Annotated in this window: 14 protein-coding genes and 3 pseudogenes; 8 read left to right on the top strand and 9 right to left on the bottom strand. The window is 56.5% G+C overall.

The window, feature by feature from the left end; translation table 11 throughout:
• The 9 genes and pseudogenes from ACQY6F_RS08975 to ACQY6F_RS08935 form a co-directional block, all read right to left on the bottom strand.
• Nucleotides 1–321: pseudogene (locus tag ACQY6F_RS08975) on the bottom strand (Lateral flagellin); the annotation flags it as partial.
• A gap of 156 nt (nt 322–477) precedes the next feature.
• Nucleotides 478–1,314: a diguanylate phosphodiesterase gene (locus ACQY6F_RS08970; RefSeq protein ID WP_428773762.1), complete on the bottom strand. Its 837-nt coding sequence runs from the start codon at nt 1,312–1,314 to the stop codon at nt 478–480.
• Nucleotides 1,307–3,400 (bottom strand): annotated as a pseudogene (gene flhA, locus ACQY6F_RS08965) (flagellar biosynthesis protein FlhA). Before flhA ends, ACQY6F_RS08970 begins: the two are co-directional and overlap by 8 nt.
• 27 nt (nt 3,401–3,427) lie before the next feature.
• Nucleotides 3,428–4,555 (bottom strand): flagellar biosynthesis protein FlhB, encoded by a 1,128-nt coding sequence (gene flhB, locus ACQY6F_RS08960; protein WP_428773761.1) that lies wholly within the window; start codon nt 4,553–4,555, stop codon nt 3,428–3,430.
• Nucleotides 4,552–5,328, bottom strand: coding sequence for a flagellar biosynthetic protein FliR (gene fliR / locus ACQY6F_RS08955; protein ID WP_428773759.1), 777 nt, complete (start codon nt 5,326–5,328; stop codon nt 4,552–4,554). The genes flhB and fliR overlap by 4 nt, the downstream gene beginning before the upstream one ends.
• Nucleotides 5,328–5,597 (bottom strand): flagellar biosynthesis protein FliQ, encoded by a 270-nt coding sequence (gene fliQ / locus ACQY6F_RS08950; RefSeq protein ID WP_428773758.1) that lies wholly within the window; start codon nt 5,595–5,597, stop codon nt 5,328–5,330. The genes fliR and fliQ overlap by 1 nt, the downstream gene beginning before the upstream one ends.
• 11 nt (nt 5,598–5,608) lie before the next feature.
• A complete protein-coding gene (gene fliP / locus ACQY6F_RS08945; RefSeq protein ID WP_428773768.1) occupies nt 5,609–6,325 on the bottom strand; it encodes a flagellar type III secretion system pore protein FliP in 717 nt (238 codons plus the stop codon).
• Between the two features lie 58 nt (nt 6,326–6,383).
• Complete coding sequence (gene fliN / locus ACQY6F_RS08940) at nt 6,384–6,752, bottom strand: flagellar motor switch protein FliN (RefSeq protein WP_428773757.1); 369 nt, start codon at nt 6,750–6,752, stop codon at nt 6,384–6,386.
• Between the two features lie 2 nt (nt 6,753–6,754).
• Nucleotides 6,755–7,567 (bottom strand): FliM/FliN family flagellar motor switch protein, encoded by an 813-nt coding sequence (locus ACQY6F_RS08935; protein WP_428773755.1) that lies wholly within the window; start codon nt 7,565–7,567, stop codon nt 6,755–6,757.
• A gap of 553 nt (nt 7,568–8,120) precedes the next feature.
• On the opposite strand from ACQY6F_RS08935, the gene ACQY6F_RS08930 reads away from it, so the two are divergent.
• The 8 genes and pseudogenes from ACQY6F_RS08930 (at nt 8,121) to fliJ (ending at nt 15,928) form a co-directional block, all read left to right on the top strand.
• Complete coding sequence (locus tag ACQY6F_RS08930) at nt 8,121–8,963, top strand: OmpA family protein (RefSeq protein WP_428773754.1); 843 nt, start codon at nt 8,121–8,123, stop codon at nt 8,961–8,963.
• Nucleotides 8,963–10,288, top strand: coding sequence for a sigma-54-dependent transcriptional regulator (locus ACQY6F_RS08925; protein ID WP_428773752.1), 1,326 nt, complete (start codon nt 8,963–8,965; stop codon nt 10,286–10,288). The genes ACQY6F_RS08930 and ACQY6F_RS08925 overlap by 1 nt, the downstream gene beginning before the upstream one ends.
• A 13-nt stretch (nt 10,289–10,301) precedes the next feature.
• The gene (gene fliE / locus ACQY6F_RS08920) at nt 10,302–10,658 is read left to right on the top strand and encodes a flagellar hook-basal body complex protein FliE (RefSeq protein WP_428773751.1); all 357 of its coding nucleotides are present in this window, start codon (nt 10,302–10,304) and stop codon (nt 10,656–10,658) included.
• Nucleotides 10,659–10,661: 3 nt separating this feature from the next.
• The gene (gene fliF / locus ACQY6F_RS08915) at nt 10,662–12,410 is read left to right on the top strand and encodes a flagellar basal-body MS-ring/collar protein FliF (RefSeq protein WP_428773750.1); all 1,749 of its coding nucleotides are present in this window, start codon (nt 10,662–10,664) and stop codon (nt 12,408–12,410) included.
• Nucleotides 12,373–13,392 (top strand): flagellar motor switch protein FliG, encoded by a 1,020-nt coding sequence (locus tag ACQY6F_RS08910; RefSeq protein ID WP_428773749.1) that lies wholly within the window; start codon nt 12,373–12,375, stop codon nt 13,390–13,392. The genes fliF and ACQY6F_RS08910 overlap by 38 nt, the downstream gene beginning before the upstream one ends.
• A gap of 3 nt (nt 13,393–13,395) precedes the next feature.
• Entirely contained in the window at nt 13,396–14,139 is a 744-nt protein-coding gene (fliH, locus tag ACQY6F_RS08905; RefSeq protein WP_428773748.1) for a flagellar assembly protein FliH, read from the top strand.
• Nucleotides 14,132–15,491 (top strand): annotated as a pseudogene (fliI, locus tag ACQY6F_RS08900) (flagellar protein export ATPase FliI). The gene fliH and the pseudogene fliI overlap by 8 nt, the downstream one beginning before the upstream one ends.
• Nucleotides 15,491–15,928 (top strand): flagellar export protein FliJ, encoded by a 438-nt coding sequence (fliJ, locus tag ACQY6F_RS08895; RefSeq protein ID WP_428773766.1) that lies wholly within the window; start codon nt 15,491–15,493, stop codon nt 15,926–15,928. Before fliI ends, fliJ begins: the two are co-directional and overlap by 1 nt.
• Nucleotides 15,929–16,026 lie beyond the last annotated feature (98 nt).

Below are 16,026 nucleotides of genomic sequence, written 5' to 3'. Positions count from 1 at the left end.
AGCCGCAGTGTTGGTACCGTTAGCAGACTGAGTGGCCAGGTCGTTCATACGGTACAGGATGTTGGTTGCTTCGTCGAACGCGCCTTCAGCCGTTTGCAGCATAGAGATGCCGTCCTGAGCGTTGCGCATTGCAACTGACATACCGCGAGTTTGCATTTCCAGGCGGTTAGAGATTTGCAGACCGGCCGCGTCGTCCGCTGCAGAGTTGATGCGGTAACCTGTGCTCAGACGCTCCATAGCGGTGGTCAGCAGGTTGTTAGTTTTGCTTAGCGTGTTTTGAGTTACTAGCGACGCGTAGTTAGTGTGCATTGATAAAGCCATCTCAGTTCTCCTTGATTGTCACTGTTGTCTGGCGCAGGGAATTTCCTTGCTCAGAGACTAGAGGCGGACACCTGACCGCGAGTATTAATCTGAAATTTAAAAATTATCGCTAAGATGGCTTTTTTGTGCTGCTTTGGTGATCTTGATTCCACCGAATCAGTGGATTGAGTCGCTACTGGCATCCAGCCAGCTGTTGTCGACCGGTTGATTAAGTGATTTGAATCCCTGCAGCACCGGGATGTCACTGAAGTAACCGAAATAATAAGTTGCGCCCAGCATCTTGAACTGGTTCAGTTCATTCTGACAGCCGACCCGCGCCGCCACCCAGGTTAATTTATGCCGGCGGAGAAATTTCAGCACTGGCAGCAGCGCTTCGCGGTCGTGTTTGGTCTCCAGACTGAGGGAGAGTTTGATCGCGTCCGGTTTGTCGGTTGCCAGTGGCTCCAGCACCTGCTCGGGGGAACGGATTTCGTACCACAGCGCATGGGTCAGCTCCCGTAGCGGGGCCAGGCTGCTATGCAGATCCTGGGGCGATTCACCGGGGTTAAACTGAATCGACGGGATCAGGTGCACCAGTTCTTTGCGGTGCTGACGCAGGATTTGGCGCCACAAGCGACTGGCGTCCGGCCACTGAACCGCATTGATATGCAGCGGCACCACCAGTTCACTGATCAGATCCGGATGAAAAGTTTCCAGCTGAAAATGGACCTGGCGCAGGGCCAGATAGAGGCTGAACAGGTCCAGGCAGCTGCGCATCGGCTCTGAAAGGTCAAATTCGAACACGCTCTGCTCGCCATTACCGCCAAAGCGCAGGCTGAGATGCTGGTAAACCACATCACCGTTTTTGGCGCTGCGGATCGCCTGAGAGGCCTGACGGATATCGTTGGCACAGAAAGCGTCATACACCAGCTTGTCATCGTCGCTGGTGACCTGTTTGAGCATCAGGCGGCTGATCTGCCGCTCGATGCTGCGGAGAGAAGTAAAACTATCCAAGGTTACCTACCACATTTATCTGTTTGTTTTCAGGGATTTCGTTATACGACAGTACCGCCAGCCCCTGAGAGAAGCTACGTGCATAACGGGCAATAAGAGGCCGCAGTTGCGGCATCACCAGCAAGATCGGTGCGAAGCCCTGCTGTTTGAGTTGTTGTTTGATCAGTGGCAGGTTCTGCTGGAACTGACCAAGAATATTCGGTTCGATCGGGAAGCTGTCGAGCATCACGCTGCCACTTGCCTGGGCCTGCTGCAGTGAGGTCAGCAGCATCTGCTCCAGCTCATCCGATAACGCGTAGACATTGAGTTCATTTTTGCCACCGGCCACCAGATTGACCAGGGTGCGGCGCAGGCTGCAACGGACATCCGCCGCCAGCAGAATCGGGTCTTTGCTGTTTTCCGATGCTTCCAGCATGCTGTTGGCGATGGTGCGAATGTCTTTCAGCGGTACCTGATCGAGCAGCAACTGGCGGAATACTTTCAGCTGCTGGGCCGGATTGAGCGCTGCCGCCAGCGCTTCGGCCAGCTTGGGCGCCTGGGCCGCGAGGCGCTGGTGCATCGCTTCCACGTCATCGTGGTTAAACAGGTCAGCCAGGTTGGATTTGATCACTTTACTGATATGGGTGGCGATCACGGTGGCATCGTCCACCACCTGATAGCCCATGTTCAGCGCGCGCGCTTTGTCCTGGTGGCTGATCCACACCGCAGGCAACTGATAGGCCGGGTCGCTGCCGAGAATACCGTCGATTTCACCGAAGGTTTCCCCCACCGCGATGGCCATCAACCGGTCTGGTTCGATAAAGCCCTGCTCCAGCACTTCACCGTTCAGCGATAAAGTGTACTGGTTGGGTTTCAGGCTCAGGTTGTCACGAATGCGCACTTCCGGCAGCAGGAAACCGACCTGCTCAGACAGATTACGCCGGACCCCGCGGATACGCTGGGTCAGCGGCGCGCCCTGGTCTTTGTTAACCAGGTGGACCAGCCGGTAACCCAGTGCCAGTGACAGGCTGTGCACATGGGGAATATCCTGCCAGGAGAGCGGCGCTTCATCCTGCTGCTGCATCGACTGCGACAGGGCTTCCACTTCCTGAAGCTGCTGATCATGGTCGGGATTTTTGCGCTAACGCCAGCCGGCGAAACCGACCACGGCGGCAAAGGTGAAAAACGCCAGGTGGGGCATGCCCGGCACCAAACCGATCACCAGCATGATACCGGCGACGGTAAACAGGGTGGCCGGCGTGGCCAGCAGCTGGGATTTCATCGTCTGCGACATATCGTTGTCGCTGTCGTTGATCCGGGTGACGATGATCGCCGCGGCGGTGGCCAGCAGCAGAGACGGGATCTGGGCGACCAGACCGTCACCTATGGTCAGCAGGGCATAGGTCTTGAACGCTTCTGACGCCGGCAGACCGTATTCGAATACGCCGATGCTGATACCACCGATGATATTGATAAACAGGATCAGCAAACCGGCGATGGCGTCACCGCGGACAAATTTCGACGCACCGTCCATCGAACCGTGGAAGTCGGCTTCATTGGCCACTTCGCGGCGGCGCAGCCTTGCGGCTTCCTGGTCGATCAGGCCGGCGTTGAGGTCGGCATCGATGGCCATCTGCTTACCGGGCAGGGCATCGAGGGTAAAGCGCGCCGACACTTCGGAAATCCGTTCGCCACCTTTGGTGATCACCACAAAGTTGATGATCATCAGGATGACGAAAATCACCATACCGACCACATAGTTGCCGCCGATCACCACTTCACCAAATGCCTGGATGACTTTACCGGCCGCATCGCCGCCGTTATGGCCTTCCAGCAGCACTACCCGGGTTGAGGCCACGTTCAGGGTCAACCGCATCAGGGTGGCGACCAGCAGAATGGTCGGGAAGATGGAGAAATCCAGCGGCCGCTTGGCGGTGGTGCTGACCAGCAGCACCAGGATCGCCAGCACTATGTTAAACGTGAACAGTGCATCCAGCAGCAGCGGCGGCAGTGGCAGGATAACCATCGCCAGGATCATCAGTAGAACGAAGGGTATCCCCAGATAACCTTTTGATGATGTCTGTAAGTGTTTTAACCAGTTCAGCATGGTGTCATTTCCTTGAAATCGTGCCGGTTAGTGCTGCAAGTGAGTGGGAATTGAAAACGGCGGCAACGGCATGGGCTGGGCGCCTTTGCCGCTGCGAAACGATTTCAGTTGCAGCACGTAAGTTAAAATATGCGCCACCGCGATATAGAGCTGGCTGGGAACCGCCTGCTCAATCGCGGTGGTGTGGTAAATCGAACGGGTCAGCGGCGGAGAGTGAACAATCTCGACCTGGTTTTCCCGTGCGATGCGCTGAATGTGCATCGCAGTTTCGTCGATGCCTTTGGCGACCACGAACGGTGCATCGGACAGCCCGGGGTCATACTTGAGTGCCACGGCGTAGTGGGTCGGGTTGACGATCACCACGTCGGCGGTCGGAACCATTTTGTCGATGCGCCGCCGGGCGAACTGCTGCTGGATCTGGCGGATACGCTGTTTCACTTCCGGCCGGCCTTCGTTGTTCTTGTACTCTTCCTTCAGCTCCTGCTTGGTCATCTTCAGCTCTTTCAGGTGCTCCCAGCGCTGATAGGGGATGTCCAGCACGCCATATACCAGCAGCGCAAAGCCCATCAGCAGCAGGCCGTCGAACAAGATGGACATGATCAGGCTCACCCCCTGGGTCAGCGGCAGCCGCTGCATCGCCATCAGCGGTTGCAGATGGTCGTTGAGATAGACATACAGTAGGGCGAAAATAACCGCTACTTTCAGGGTCGATTTGACCAGTTCTGCCAGCGAGCGGGTGGAAAACATCCGTTTGATACCGCTGAGCGGGCTGAGTTTGCTCAGCTTGGGCATCAGGTTGGCCGGGCGGAACAGCCAGCCTCCCAGGATCTGGCTGCTGGCAACCGCCACCACCAGAATGACCACAAACAGCGGCAGCAGCAGGTCAATCAGCAGGCCGAGGCTTTCTGCCAGATGTTCCAGCAGCTGCTCCGGCCGCTCCAGGTCGCCTTTGTTCAGCGACATGTTGAAACGAAATACCCCGCTGATGTGTTGCCAGATGCGCGGCAACTGGGCGTAAAAAAAGATCGCCACCGCGAGAAAAATCAGCGCGGCGGTAAACTCTTTGGCGCGGGGGATCTGCCCCTGTTCGCGCGCTTTTTTAACTTTCTGCGGTGAGGCTTTTTCGGTTTTGTCCTGCGAGGATGACTGACTCATGCGCCCCCCGTCAGGTAGTAATTCAGCGCGCTGAGGGTTTCATGCACCAGCGCGGTATAACGGCTTGGCACGCCGCTGACCGAGATCAACACGCTGAACAGCCCCAGCAGCATGGTCATCGGAAAACCGAGCGCGTAAACGTTCAGGCTGGGCGCCGCCCGGTTCATCACACCGAAACTGATGTTGGCCAGCAGCATGGCGGCGATGGCCGGCAGTGCCAGTGCCAGCGCGGAAGCAAACGTCCAGCCAAACAGGGTGACCACTTTTTGCAGTGAAATCATGCTCAGGCCAGAACCGACCGGCCAGATGTAAAAACTCTGGATCAGGATGTCAATCACCAGCAGGTGACCTTCCAGCGCCAGAAACAGCAGGGTGCAGAGCAGCAAAAATATCCGGCCGAGAATAGCCACCGACAGGCCGTTGACCGGGTCGTTCATCACCGCCATACCCAGCCCCATCTGCATCGAGACGATTTGGCCCAGCATGGTAAACACGGTAAACAGCAGGTGCAGGATCAGGCCGAAAAACAGCCCCCACAAGGTCTGTTCGATGGCCAGCACCAGCGAGGTAACAGAAAACAGTTCGACCGCCGGCATGGCGGGCATCAGCGGGGCGGTGATCACCACGATGGAAAGGGCCAGCAGGCTGCGCAGCCAGACCGGGATTAGCGCATCGCCGAAAAACGGCATCGACAGAAATACCGCGCCGACCCGGAAAAATGGCCACCATAGCTGGCCCAGCCAGGCCGACAGCTCGGCAAATGTCAGCGCCATCAGCCGATCATCCCGGGAATGTTGTGGAACAGGTAATCAAACAGTTCCATGATTTTGCGCAGCATCCAGTGGCCGGCAAAAATCACCATCAGCAGGGTGGTCAGCAAACGGGGCAGAAAGCTCAGGGTCTGTTCGTTAATCTGGGTGGCGGCCTGAAAGACCGCGATGCCGAGCCCGACGATTAAGCCGGGCACGATCAGCACCGCGACGATGGTGATCACCATCCAGACGGCGTTGGAAAACAGAGTGACGGTTAATTCGGGTGTCATGGCATCCTCCGCTAACCAAAGCTGGCCGAAAGGGTGCCGACCGTCATCGCCCAGCCGTCGACCAGCACGAACACCACCAGTTTAAACGGCAGCGAGATGATCAGTGGCGACAACATCATCATCCCCATCGCCATCAACACGCTGGCGACCACCAGGTCGATGATCAGAAACGGGATAAACAGCATAAAGCCGATCTGGAACGCGGTTTTCAGCTCACTGATGACAAACGCCGGCAACACCACGGCAAAGGAAATATCTTCGGCTTTCTGGTCGAGCGGTTCATTGGCAATGCGCAGCATCTGCTCCAGGGAATTCTGCTGGGTTTGTGCCAGCATAAATTCGCGCAGTGGTTTTTCTGCCACCGAAAATGCCTGCATCAGGGTGATTTCGCCCTGGTCGTAGGGAACGAAAGCCTCATCATAAATATTGGACCAGACCGGCCGCATGATCAGGATACTCAGCGCCAGCGCTATGCCGACCAGCACCCGGTTGGGCGGGCTCTGCTGCAGGCCGAGTGCCTGGCGCAGGATGGCCAGTACGACGATGATGCGGGTAAAGCTGGTGGCCATCAGCACAAAGGCGGGGATAAAACTGAGCGCGGTCATCAACAGCAGGATCTGCAGTTTGACGCTGTATTCCTGCTGGCTGGCGCCGTCGTTGACGGTAAACAGGGTCAGGCCGTTATCTGCCTGAGCGAGCGGGACCAGCAGCAAACCCGCCAACAGCATCAGCCATGGACGTGCTCTGACTGCAATACGGGCAATGGCAGGTTTGCGAAATGGCACGTTACGGCTCCATTTGATGCAGGGCGGAATCCAGTACGTCAATCAGGCGCAGGCCGTATTTATCGTTGACTACTACCACTTCGGCGTGGCCGAGCAGAGCGCCGTTCACTTTCACATCCAGCGGTTCACCGTTGAGTTTGTCCAGCTCAATCACGCTGCCTTCGCCGGCTTTCATCAGTTCGCCCAGGGCGATATCTTTGCTGGCCACTTCCAGGGTAACGGTGACTGGAATATTTTTGAAAAAACTCAGGTCGCGTTCTGCCACCGGGGTAAACGCAGGTTCGGAAGACGGCTCCAGATCTTCCAGATGGAAATCGTCGAAATTGAGTTCTTCACCGTCTAGTACGCTGTTTTCTGCTGCTTCGCTCATGATTAGGATTCCTTGTCCGAGTTAATGATCAAAACGAGTTGGTCGTCCTGTTCGGCGACCCGGCCGTTGAATAGTCGTTGGTTGCCGATACTGACCGGGACGGAGGCCAGCATCTCAATCGGGATGATGTCGTTGGGTTGCAGGCTGAGCACCTGGCTCAGTGGCAGAGTTTTTCTGCTCAGTAAGGCATTGAGCCGCACCGGGGTACTGGTCAGTGAACGCTGAAAACGCTCTGCCAGATCAGCCGGTGGCGTCAGCTCAAGCTCGTTAATCAGGGTATTGACCAGCTGACTGTCCAGCGCCAACGCCAGGCTGGCCTGCTGATCGGCAAGCTGCAGTTGCAGGGTGGCATACAGGCCTACCCCCTGGCTGAATTCAAATTCGCAGCTCTGCCACATTTCTTCCGGGGCAATACATTGCGCCAGCAGTTTGGCCATCCGCCGCTGCAGCCGCAGGTCACTGCTGGTGATGTCACAGTCTTCCCGTTCGATGCTGGCGCCGTAGAAACGGTCTGCCAGCTTAATCAGCATCGCGGAATCACACTGCAGGTAGAGCAAGCCTTGCTGTTGATGGCGAAAACAGCTGGTGAGAGATTTATCCAGACTGTTGCTGTCGAGGTTGTGCAGTTCCAGTGTGGCTAACTTCACCGCGACCTGCTGGCTGCCAAGCCAGTTCTGCAGTTCATTGGTCAGGGTATGGCTGGAGGCCGCCAATAACTCGTGCAGCTTGTCGCGAATGATGTGAATCGGTTTACCCAGCAGCTCAACATTGAGCGGTTGGGGTGCGTGAGTAGACGATTGGTTCACTGTTTCCATCTGTAATTTCCACCCGGTAACGTTCCATCAGATTTAAATGGTCGGCGACAGTCTACTCTGAAATTTTTATAACTTTTTAGCTTACTTTTTTAACTTTGTGACTTTAGTTCACATGTTGATTTTAACTTAATTTAGGGGCTTCAATTAAATATTCAACTCGGTTAGTTTTCTCTATAAATAATTCCCACAATAATGGTTAATTAAAAAACGCTCACTGTTTAAATTTTAATCTGATTTCCTAGAAAAGAGGCGATTAACGCCTTATCGAGTAAATTGAAGATATAAGATGATGTTTTTTAAGGGCTATTTTTTATTTTTATAAAAGATGGTTGAGGGCGTTTTTGTCTTTTTATGCCTTGCTTGTAACACACGAATATAAGGTTACGACATGATTACCTATGGATGGAAAATAGAAAGTTACGAATATTTTACAAACTTGACAAAGTCATGCCTGTGTAAGAAATACCAATTACCAACCAGGTTGAGTATATATTCTATCGGTTTCACTCTTCTTTTGTCCTTTTTTCCTCTCACTGGCTTTGCCGGCCAGACAATGACTATTCCGATGGATCTGGTTTCATGGAAATATAGTGGCGATGCGTTTCAGTGCAATCTGAGTCAGCCGGTTTCTCCGCTGGGCACATTACGTTTTGCCGCTCGCCCTAACCGCCCTTTGTCACTGCAGTTGGTGAACCCACAAGCGCAATCAAACTGGTCCAACGCGGAGCTGTTCCAACAAGCCGCCCCCTGGCAGAAAACATCACTTACCAGCCAGAGCTTTGGCCTGGGCAAGGTTAACCGTGACGGTCTGGTACATTTTGAGTCCGGCGTTGAGACACTGCTGAGCGGATTAGCGTCGGGATCCTGGATAAGACTGGAACTGGATTCGACTCAGGCAGGGCATCAGCAGTCGGTACAAATTCCCAGCACCCGAATCCAGAGTGCCGTAGCCCGGTTCAATCAGTGCCGGGCCAAATTGCCCCAGATGGCTTTCACCGAAGCCAGAGACCTGGTGTTGCAGTTCAATTTTGGTCAGCGGGTGGTGAGCGCGGCGCAGCGACAACAGTTGCAAGCCCTGGCCAGTTATGTCCGGGTGGATAGCGAGGTCAATAAGGTGCTGATCGACGGCCATACCGACAACGTCGGCAATGCGATTGCCAACCTGCAAATTGCCCGGGTGCGGGCAGACGATGTCGCCAGCGTCTTGGTGGAACTGGGATTGCCGGTGGCCAAGCTGGAAGTGCGCGCCCATGGTGACCGCTATCCGGTGGCCAGCAACCGCACCAAGCAGGGGCAGGCGAAAAATCGCCGCGTGACGGTCCGTCTGATCCGCAGTGAACAGGCCGTGGCCGCCGCCCAAGGCCGCCCGGGAAAACTTAAGACTGAGGTTCAGTAATGACAAAAATGGATATTTTGTTGGTTGAGCCCAATGAGCAGATCGCTCAGCCGATGCAGGAAATGCTGACTGAAGCCGGCTATCAGGTCAGGCTGGTGCGTACCGGCCGCAGTGCGCTGCTGGAACCGGCTGCTGGCATCACCCTGGTCAGTTCCAATCTGCCGGATATCAGCGTGCGCGAATGGGTCGCCTGCCACCAGAAGCAACGTGGAGCCGGGATAGCGATAGCGATCGTTGAACAGGACCAGGGGCTGTTGGCGGCCGAGGCGATGCGAGCCGGCGCGACCGATTACCTGTTGCGCCCGTTTGAGTCTAATCAGTTACTCAATCTGCTGCAGCGGGTCGAAGCGTTGGGCAAACCGATGGCCAACATCGTTGCTCACTCCTGGCGCAGCAAACAAGTATTGCAACTGGCGCACCGCGCTGCCTGTACCCACGCCAGCGTGCTGATCACCGGCGAATCGGGCACCGGTAAAGAAGTGCTGGCGCGCTATGTCCATGAGCAGTCGCCTCGCGCGGCGGGGCCGTTTATTGCGGTGAACTGCGCCGCCATTCCGGAATCCATGCTGGAAGCGGTGCTGTTTGGTCACGTCAAAGGGGCGTTTACCGGCGCCACTAACTCCCAGAGCGGCAAATTCGAAGAAGCCAACGGCGGCACCATTTTACTGGACGAAATCGGCGAAATGTCGCCGGCAGTGCAGGCTAAGCTACTGCGGGTGCTGCAAGAGCGCGAAGTGGAGCGGGTCGGCAGCCATAAAGCGATTCAGCTTGATATCCGGGTGATCGCCGCCACCAACAAAGATTTGCGCCTGGAAGTGCAACAAGGCACCTTCCGGGAAGATCTCTACTATCGTCTTGACGTACTGCCGTTGCACTGGCCACCACTGCGTGAGCGCCAGGAAGACATTCTGCCCATCAGCCAGTTTTTCATTGAAAAATATCAGGACAACAGCCGTTGTCACTTGTCCCATGACGCCGTGGCAGCGCTCAGCCAGTACCACTGGCCGGGCAATATCCGTGAACTGGAGAACGTCATCCAGCGGGCGCTGGTGATGCGCCATGGCGATTTTATTACCGCACAGGATTTGATGCTGCCGATCGAGCTGAACGATACGGCGGCCCAACCACAACAGAATTTTGGCCATGTTGAAGCGAAAAAGCAGGCTGAATTTCAATATATTCTCGACAAGCTGCGCCAGTTTGGCGGTAACCGGACCAAGACCGCCGACGCGCTCGGTGTGTCCACGCGGGCACTGCGCTACAAGCTGGCGGCAATGCGGGAACAGGGAATTGATTTACAGTCGGCGCTAGGCTCGGCTGCATAAAGGAGGTGAAACGATGGCTAACCCAACCATTAATCAAGCGTTCAGTGCCGAGCAACTGTTGCTGGCCAAAATGGAATCTATGCAGGTGCGGGCTCAGCCCGATTTTGTCGTCAGTGCTAACCCGCTCGACGGTCAGTCGCTCAATCCGCCGCTGTCGTTTGCATCCAGCATGCAGCAGGTACTGGACAGCGTAAACCAGCACCAAGCGATCGCCAGCCAGAAAGTGACCGCAGTGGAAACCGGTCAGAGCGATGACCTGGTCGGCGCGATGATCGCCAGTCAGAAAGCCAGCCTGTCGTTCGATGCCTTGATGCAAGTGCGTAACAAGCTGGTGACCTCGTTTGATGACATCATGAAGATGCCGGTGTAACCCATGTCAGAATTAACTACTCAGATGGCCGGTGCAGCGCCGGCGACCACCCTCAACCCCACAGCAGCTAATACCGGGATTGAAGAGGTGGGCAGCAAACTTAAGCAGCTTTGGTCCAGCAGCCAGCGCAACCTGGTGCTGTCTGCGGTACTGGCTGCGATCGTGGCCGCGATTATCGTCGTCGCCTTGTGGAGTTCTTCGCAAAGCTATCGTCCGCTGTATGGCCAGCAGGAAAGATTTGATACCGGTGAAATCGTCCAGGTACTGGAGTCGGAAGGTTTCAACTACCGTCTACAGGAGCAGAACGGCCAGGTACTGGTTCCGGAAGGTCAGGTGGCCAAAGTGCGCATGCTGCTGGCGGCAAAAGGGGTTAAAGCCCAGCTGCCGACCGGTCTGGATGCGCTGAAAGATGACAGTTCGCTCGGTACCAGCCAGTTTATGGAGACCGCGCGTTACCGTCACGGTCTGGAAGGTGAACTGGTTCGCACCATTATTTCCCTTAATGCGGTCAACAACGCCCGGGTCCATCTGGCGATTCCGCGCCAGACCCTGTTTGTGCGTCAGAATGCAGAAGCGCCATCCGCTTCAGTGATGCTGGAGCTGCGCGCCGGGGAAGACCTGAAACCGGAGCAGGTGGAAGCGATCATTAACCTAGTGATCGGCAGTGTCACCGGAATGAAAGCGGAAAATGTGTCGGTGGTGGATCAATACGGGCGGTTACTCAGTGCGGAAGTGGCCTCGACCGAAACCGGTAAAGTCAACGCTAAGTTCCTTGATTACCAAAAGAACGTCGAGAAGCAGATCATCCAGCGCGCTTCTGACATGCTGACGCCAATCCTCGGCCCGAGTAACTTCCGGGTTCAGGTGGCGGCCGACATGGACTTCAGCCGGGTAGAAGAAACCCAGGAGATCCTCGATTCGCAACCTGTGGTGCGCAACGAGCATACCATTCACAACAACTCAGTCGACCAGATCGCCCTTGGTGTACCGGGTTCGCTGAGCAACCAGCCTCCGGTAACCGGTGAACAGCCGACCGAGGACAGCCAGAATACCAATGCCCGTTCAGAAGTGAACCGTCAGTATGCGGTTGGCAGCAGCGTCCGTCGCACCCAGTATCAGCAGGGTCAGATCTCCAAACTGAGCGTATCGGTGCTGCTCAACAGCGCCGCCGCGCCGAACGGCGAAGCCTGGACGGATGCCGAGAAGAGCGAAATTTCCACCATGATTGCCGATGCCGTGGGCATTTCCGCCGCGCGCGGCGACAACATGAGCCTGATGAGCTTTAACTTCACCCCGGTGGAAATTGAAGCGCCGGCAGAAATTCCGTGGTGGCAGGACCCGACTGTCCAGCAGCCGCTGCGTTACGTTATCGGCGGAATGCTGGGACTGGCGATGATTTTCTTTGTCCTGCGACCTTTGATCATGCACCTGACCGGTGCCGACCGTCGCGCCGAGGAACTGGAGTTTGCCGAAGCGGAAGACGACAGCCTGTATGACAATCTGCAGACCAGCGCCGAGCGTGAGCATGAAGAAGCGCTTAACCGCCGTCTGCTGGAGAAAGGCCTGACCGGCGCCTCGGAAGGGCTCAATGTCACCAGTGACATGCTGCCACCGCCGGGATCGCCGCTGGAAATCCAGCTTAAACATCTGCAGTTGATCGCTAACGAAGAACCAGAACGTGTCGCCGAAGTACTAAAACAATGGGTAAATGGAAATGAACACAGCACAGTCAGCGCCGAAAGCCGCGCTTAGCGAGGTTGAGCAGACCGCTCTGGTTCTGCTGGGAATGGGCGAAGATGCCGCAGCCAAGGTGCTGCAGCATTTCAGCCGCGATGAGACTCAACGGGTAACCCGGGCGATGGCCAAACTGAGTGGCATCAAAAGTATCAGTGCCCACAAGGTGATCAGCGATTTCTTTGAAGATTTCCGCCAGCACAGTGGCATTCGCGGTGCCTCGAAAGAGTACCTGTCCAATACCCTGCGCAAAGCACTGGGGAACGATCTGGCCAAAGGGCTGCTCAACAACCTGTATGGCGACGAAATTCGCAACAACATGCTGCGACTGCAGTGGGTGGACGAAGAGATCCTGGCCCGCCTGATCAGCCGCGAACACCCGCAGATGCAGGCGATCTTCCTGGCCTATCTGCCGGCAGAAACCTCCTCGGCGGTGCTGAAACACCTGCCGGAAGACTGCCACGATGAGCTGCTGTACCGGATTGTCCGGCTGCAGGACATCGATCTGCAGGTGGCCAATGACCTTAACGAACTGATCGAGCGCTGTATTGAACAGGTATCGGTCAGCCAGAGTGCACCGTTGTCTGGTGTTAAACAGGTGGCCGACATCATCAACCGCTTCGAGGGCGACCGCGCCTCGCTGATGGAGATGCTGCGCCTGCACGACGAAGAAGTGGTGGGCGAAATCGAACAGAACATGTTCGACTTCCTGGTACTGGCTCGTCAGCGCGAAGAGACCATGGACCGCCTGGTACAGCAGATCCCGATGGAGTTGTGGTCTGTGGCACTGAAAGGTGCCGATGTCCGCCTGCAGCAGGCGATCAAAGATTCGATGCCGCTGCGGATGCGTCAGTCGCTGGAAGACGACATGCAATTACGTGGTGCGGTGCCGATCAGCCGGGTAGAACGCGCCAGACAGGAAATTATGGAACTGGTGCGCGACCTGTCGGAAAGCGGCGAAGTGGAACTGCTGTTGTACGAAGAAGCCACCGTGGAGTAAGCGATGAAGGCAAACAAAGTGATGCGTCTGCCACCGAGCGGTTACCGGTTGCACCGTTTCCCGCCACTGGCTCAGCCGGTGGTGGACGAAGATTTACTCGCCGACGAACAATGGTCGGGCAGTCCGGTCGATATCCAGCAGCAGCTGGAACAGGGCTTTCAGCAGGGGCTGGAGCAGGGCCACGAAGAAGGTCTGCGTCAGGGGCTGCAGCAGGGTAAACAGCAGGGCCTGCTGGAAGGTCAGAAAGAAGGTTTTCAGCAGGGCTTTGTCTCCGGTGAACAGTCGGGTAAGCAGACTTTTCTGGAAGCGATCAAGCCAGTCAATGAACTCTACCAGCACTTATCGCGCTGGCAGGCTGACCGCGAGCAGCAGCAGCGACAGATCATCTGTGAGCTGGTGCAGAAAGTTGCCCAGCAGGTAATCCGGGCTGAACTGACCCTGGTGCCGCAGCAGATCCTGGCACTGGTGGATGAAACCCTGGGGGCGATGCCTGGCAAAGCCGAACAGGTCACCATTCATCTCAATCCGCAGGATTTGCAGCGTATCCACGATATCAACGCGGATCTGCCGCAGCAGTGGAAACTGGTGGCGGACAGCGAACTGCCGGTCGGCGGTTGTCACCTGGTGACAGAAGATGCCGAAGCGGACGCCAGTTGCGATTCTCGTCTGGAAGCCTGTATGGACAACGTGAAACAGCACATGCTGGAAGAGAGTGTTACCAGCAAGGAAGTGAGCCTGAATGACTAGTTCACGCTCTTCGGCCGTTTTGAACGAACGACTCAGCGAGGCGCTGGCCTCGCTCGATTCGGTGCCGGTTGCGCGGGTTACCGGGCGGCTGGTGAAAGTGAATGGCATGATGCTGCAGGCGGTCGGTTGCCGCTTTAAGCTGGAGCAGCGCTGCCTGGTGGAAACTGCCGAAGGGGACATGATTGAGGCCCAGGTGGTGGGCTTTGACCATACCGTCGCCTATCTGATGCCGGTCCGCCGGCTGGGTGGTCTGTTCGCCGGCGCGAAAGTGATCCCGCTGGACGGCGACAGCCTGGTCAGCATCAGCGAGCAGTGGCTCGGCCGGGTGGTCAACGGCCTGGGAGAAGCGCTCGACGATGGCCCGGCGCTGAAAGGCGGCGAGCGGGTGTCACTGGAAGCTACGCCGATCAACCCGCTGAAACGCCGTCCGGTCGACACACCTCTGGATGTCGGCGTTCGTGCCATTAATGGCCTGCTGACCATAGGTAAAGGACAACGCATCGGCCTGATGGCCGGCAGTGGCGTTGGTAAGAGTATCCTGATGGGTATGATCAGCCAGAATACCGAAGCGGAAGTGATCGTGGTCGGTCTGATCGGTGAACGGGGCCGTGAGGTGCGGGAATTTATTGAACGCAATCTCAGTGACGAAGCGCGCAAACGGGCAATCGTGATCGCCGCACCGGCGGACGAATCCCCCTTGATGCGCTTGCGGGCCACGCTGTTGTGCCACCGGGTGGCGGAGTACTTCCGCGACCGGGGCAAAGATGTGTTGCTGATGATGGATTCGTTAACCCGTTACGCCATGGCGCAGCGGGAAATTGCCCTGGCTCTGGGCGAGCCACCGGCGACCCGTGGCTATCCGCCGTCGGTGTTTGGTATTCTGCCCCAGCTACTGGAGCGGGCCGGTAACAGTGACCACCCCGATGGCAGTCTGACAGCGATTTATACCGTGCTGGCGGAAGGCGATGACCAGCAGGATCCGGTGGTTGATTCTGCCCGGGCGATTCTCGATGGCCACGTGGTACTGTCGCGCCAGCTGGCCGAGCAGGGCCACTATCCAGCCATCGACATCAATGCCTCCATCAGCCGATGCATGAATGCCTGTAGTCAGGATGCGCAGGTCACGCTGGCCAACCAGTTCCGCCAGATGTACGCCAACTATCTGCAGGTGAAAGAGCTGCTGCCGCTGGGCGGCTATCAGCCGGGGCAAGATCCTGAGCTGGACCGCTCGGTTGCCCTCTATCCTCAACTGCAGCGCTACCTGCAGCAGCACGGCCCAGCAAAGTGTTGATTATCCGGCCAGCCTAAGTGAACTGGCGCAACTGTTTCAACCAGCCGGGGCGGCAGGATGATAGAAGAAAAAATCCGCGCGGTTGGCAAACTGCAGCAGATGGAGCAGCGCAGCTGCGACCGGGTCGGTCAGCAGCTGGATCAGATGCGTCAGAATCATCGCTATGTCCAGCAGCAGCTTGAGCAGTTAGCGCTGCTCAAATCGGTCAGTAAACCTTCCGCTGATCAGGCGCTGAACAGCACCAGCCTGATGAACATGACCATGGTCGATACCCTGCTGCAACGTCTGCTGGCTCACCAGCAACAGGAGCAGGCGGTGATGCAGGCCCAGTGTCACTCGGTAGAAAAACAGCTGCAGCGCCAGCACGCCAGAGTACAGGGGATTGAATCGGTTATGCAGCGCTGGCAGGCCAAACGTGACTACGAAAAAAACCGCAAAGAGCAGCGACTGATCGAAGACATCATCAACTATCGCTACGCCAAAAAACGTCCTCGCTAACCTGCCCGCCGCCACAACACCTTGTTCTGACTCTGCCTTTTTGTGCTAAATCCGCTAGACTTTGGGCAACAAACCTTAACAATTCTTTCGATCACTTC

Origin of the sequence: Vibrio sp. (assembly GCF_050299255.1) — a bacterium.
Taxonomy (GTDB): Bacteria; Pseudomonadota; Gammaproteobacteria; order Enterobacterales; family Vibrionaceae; genus Vibrio.
Note: the sequence above shows the minus strand (reverse complement) of the source record. Positions and strands in the feature narration are given on the sequence as shown.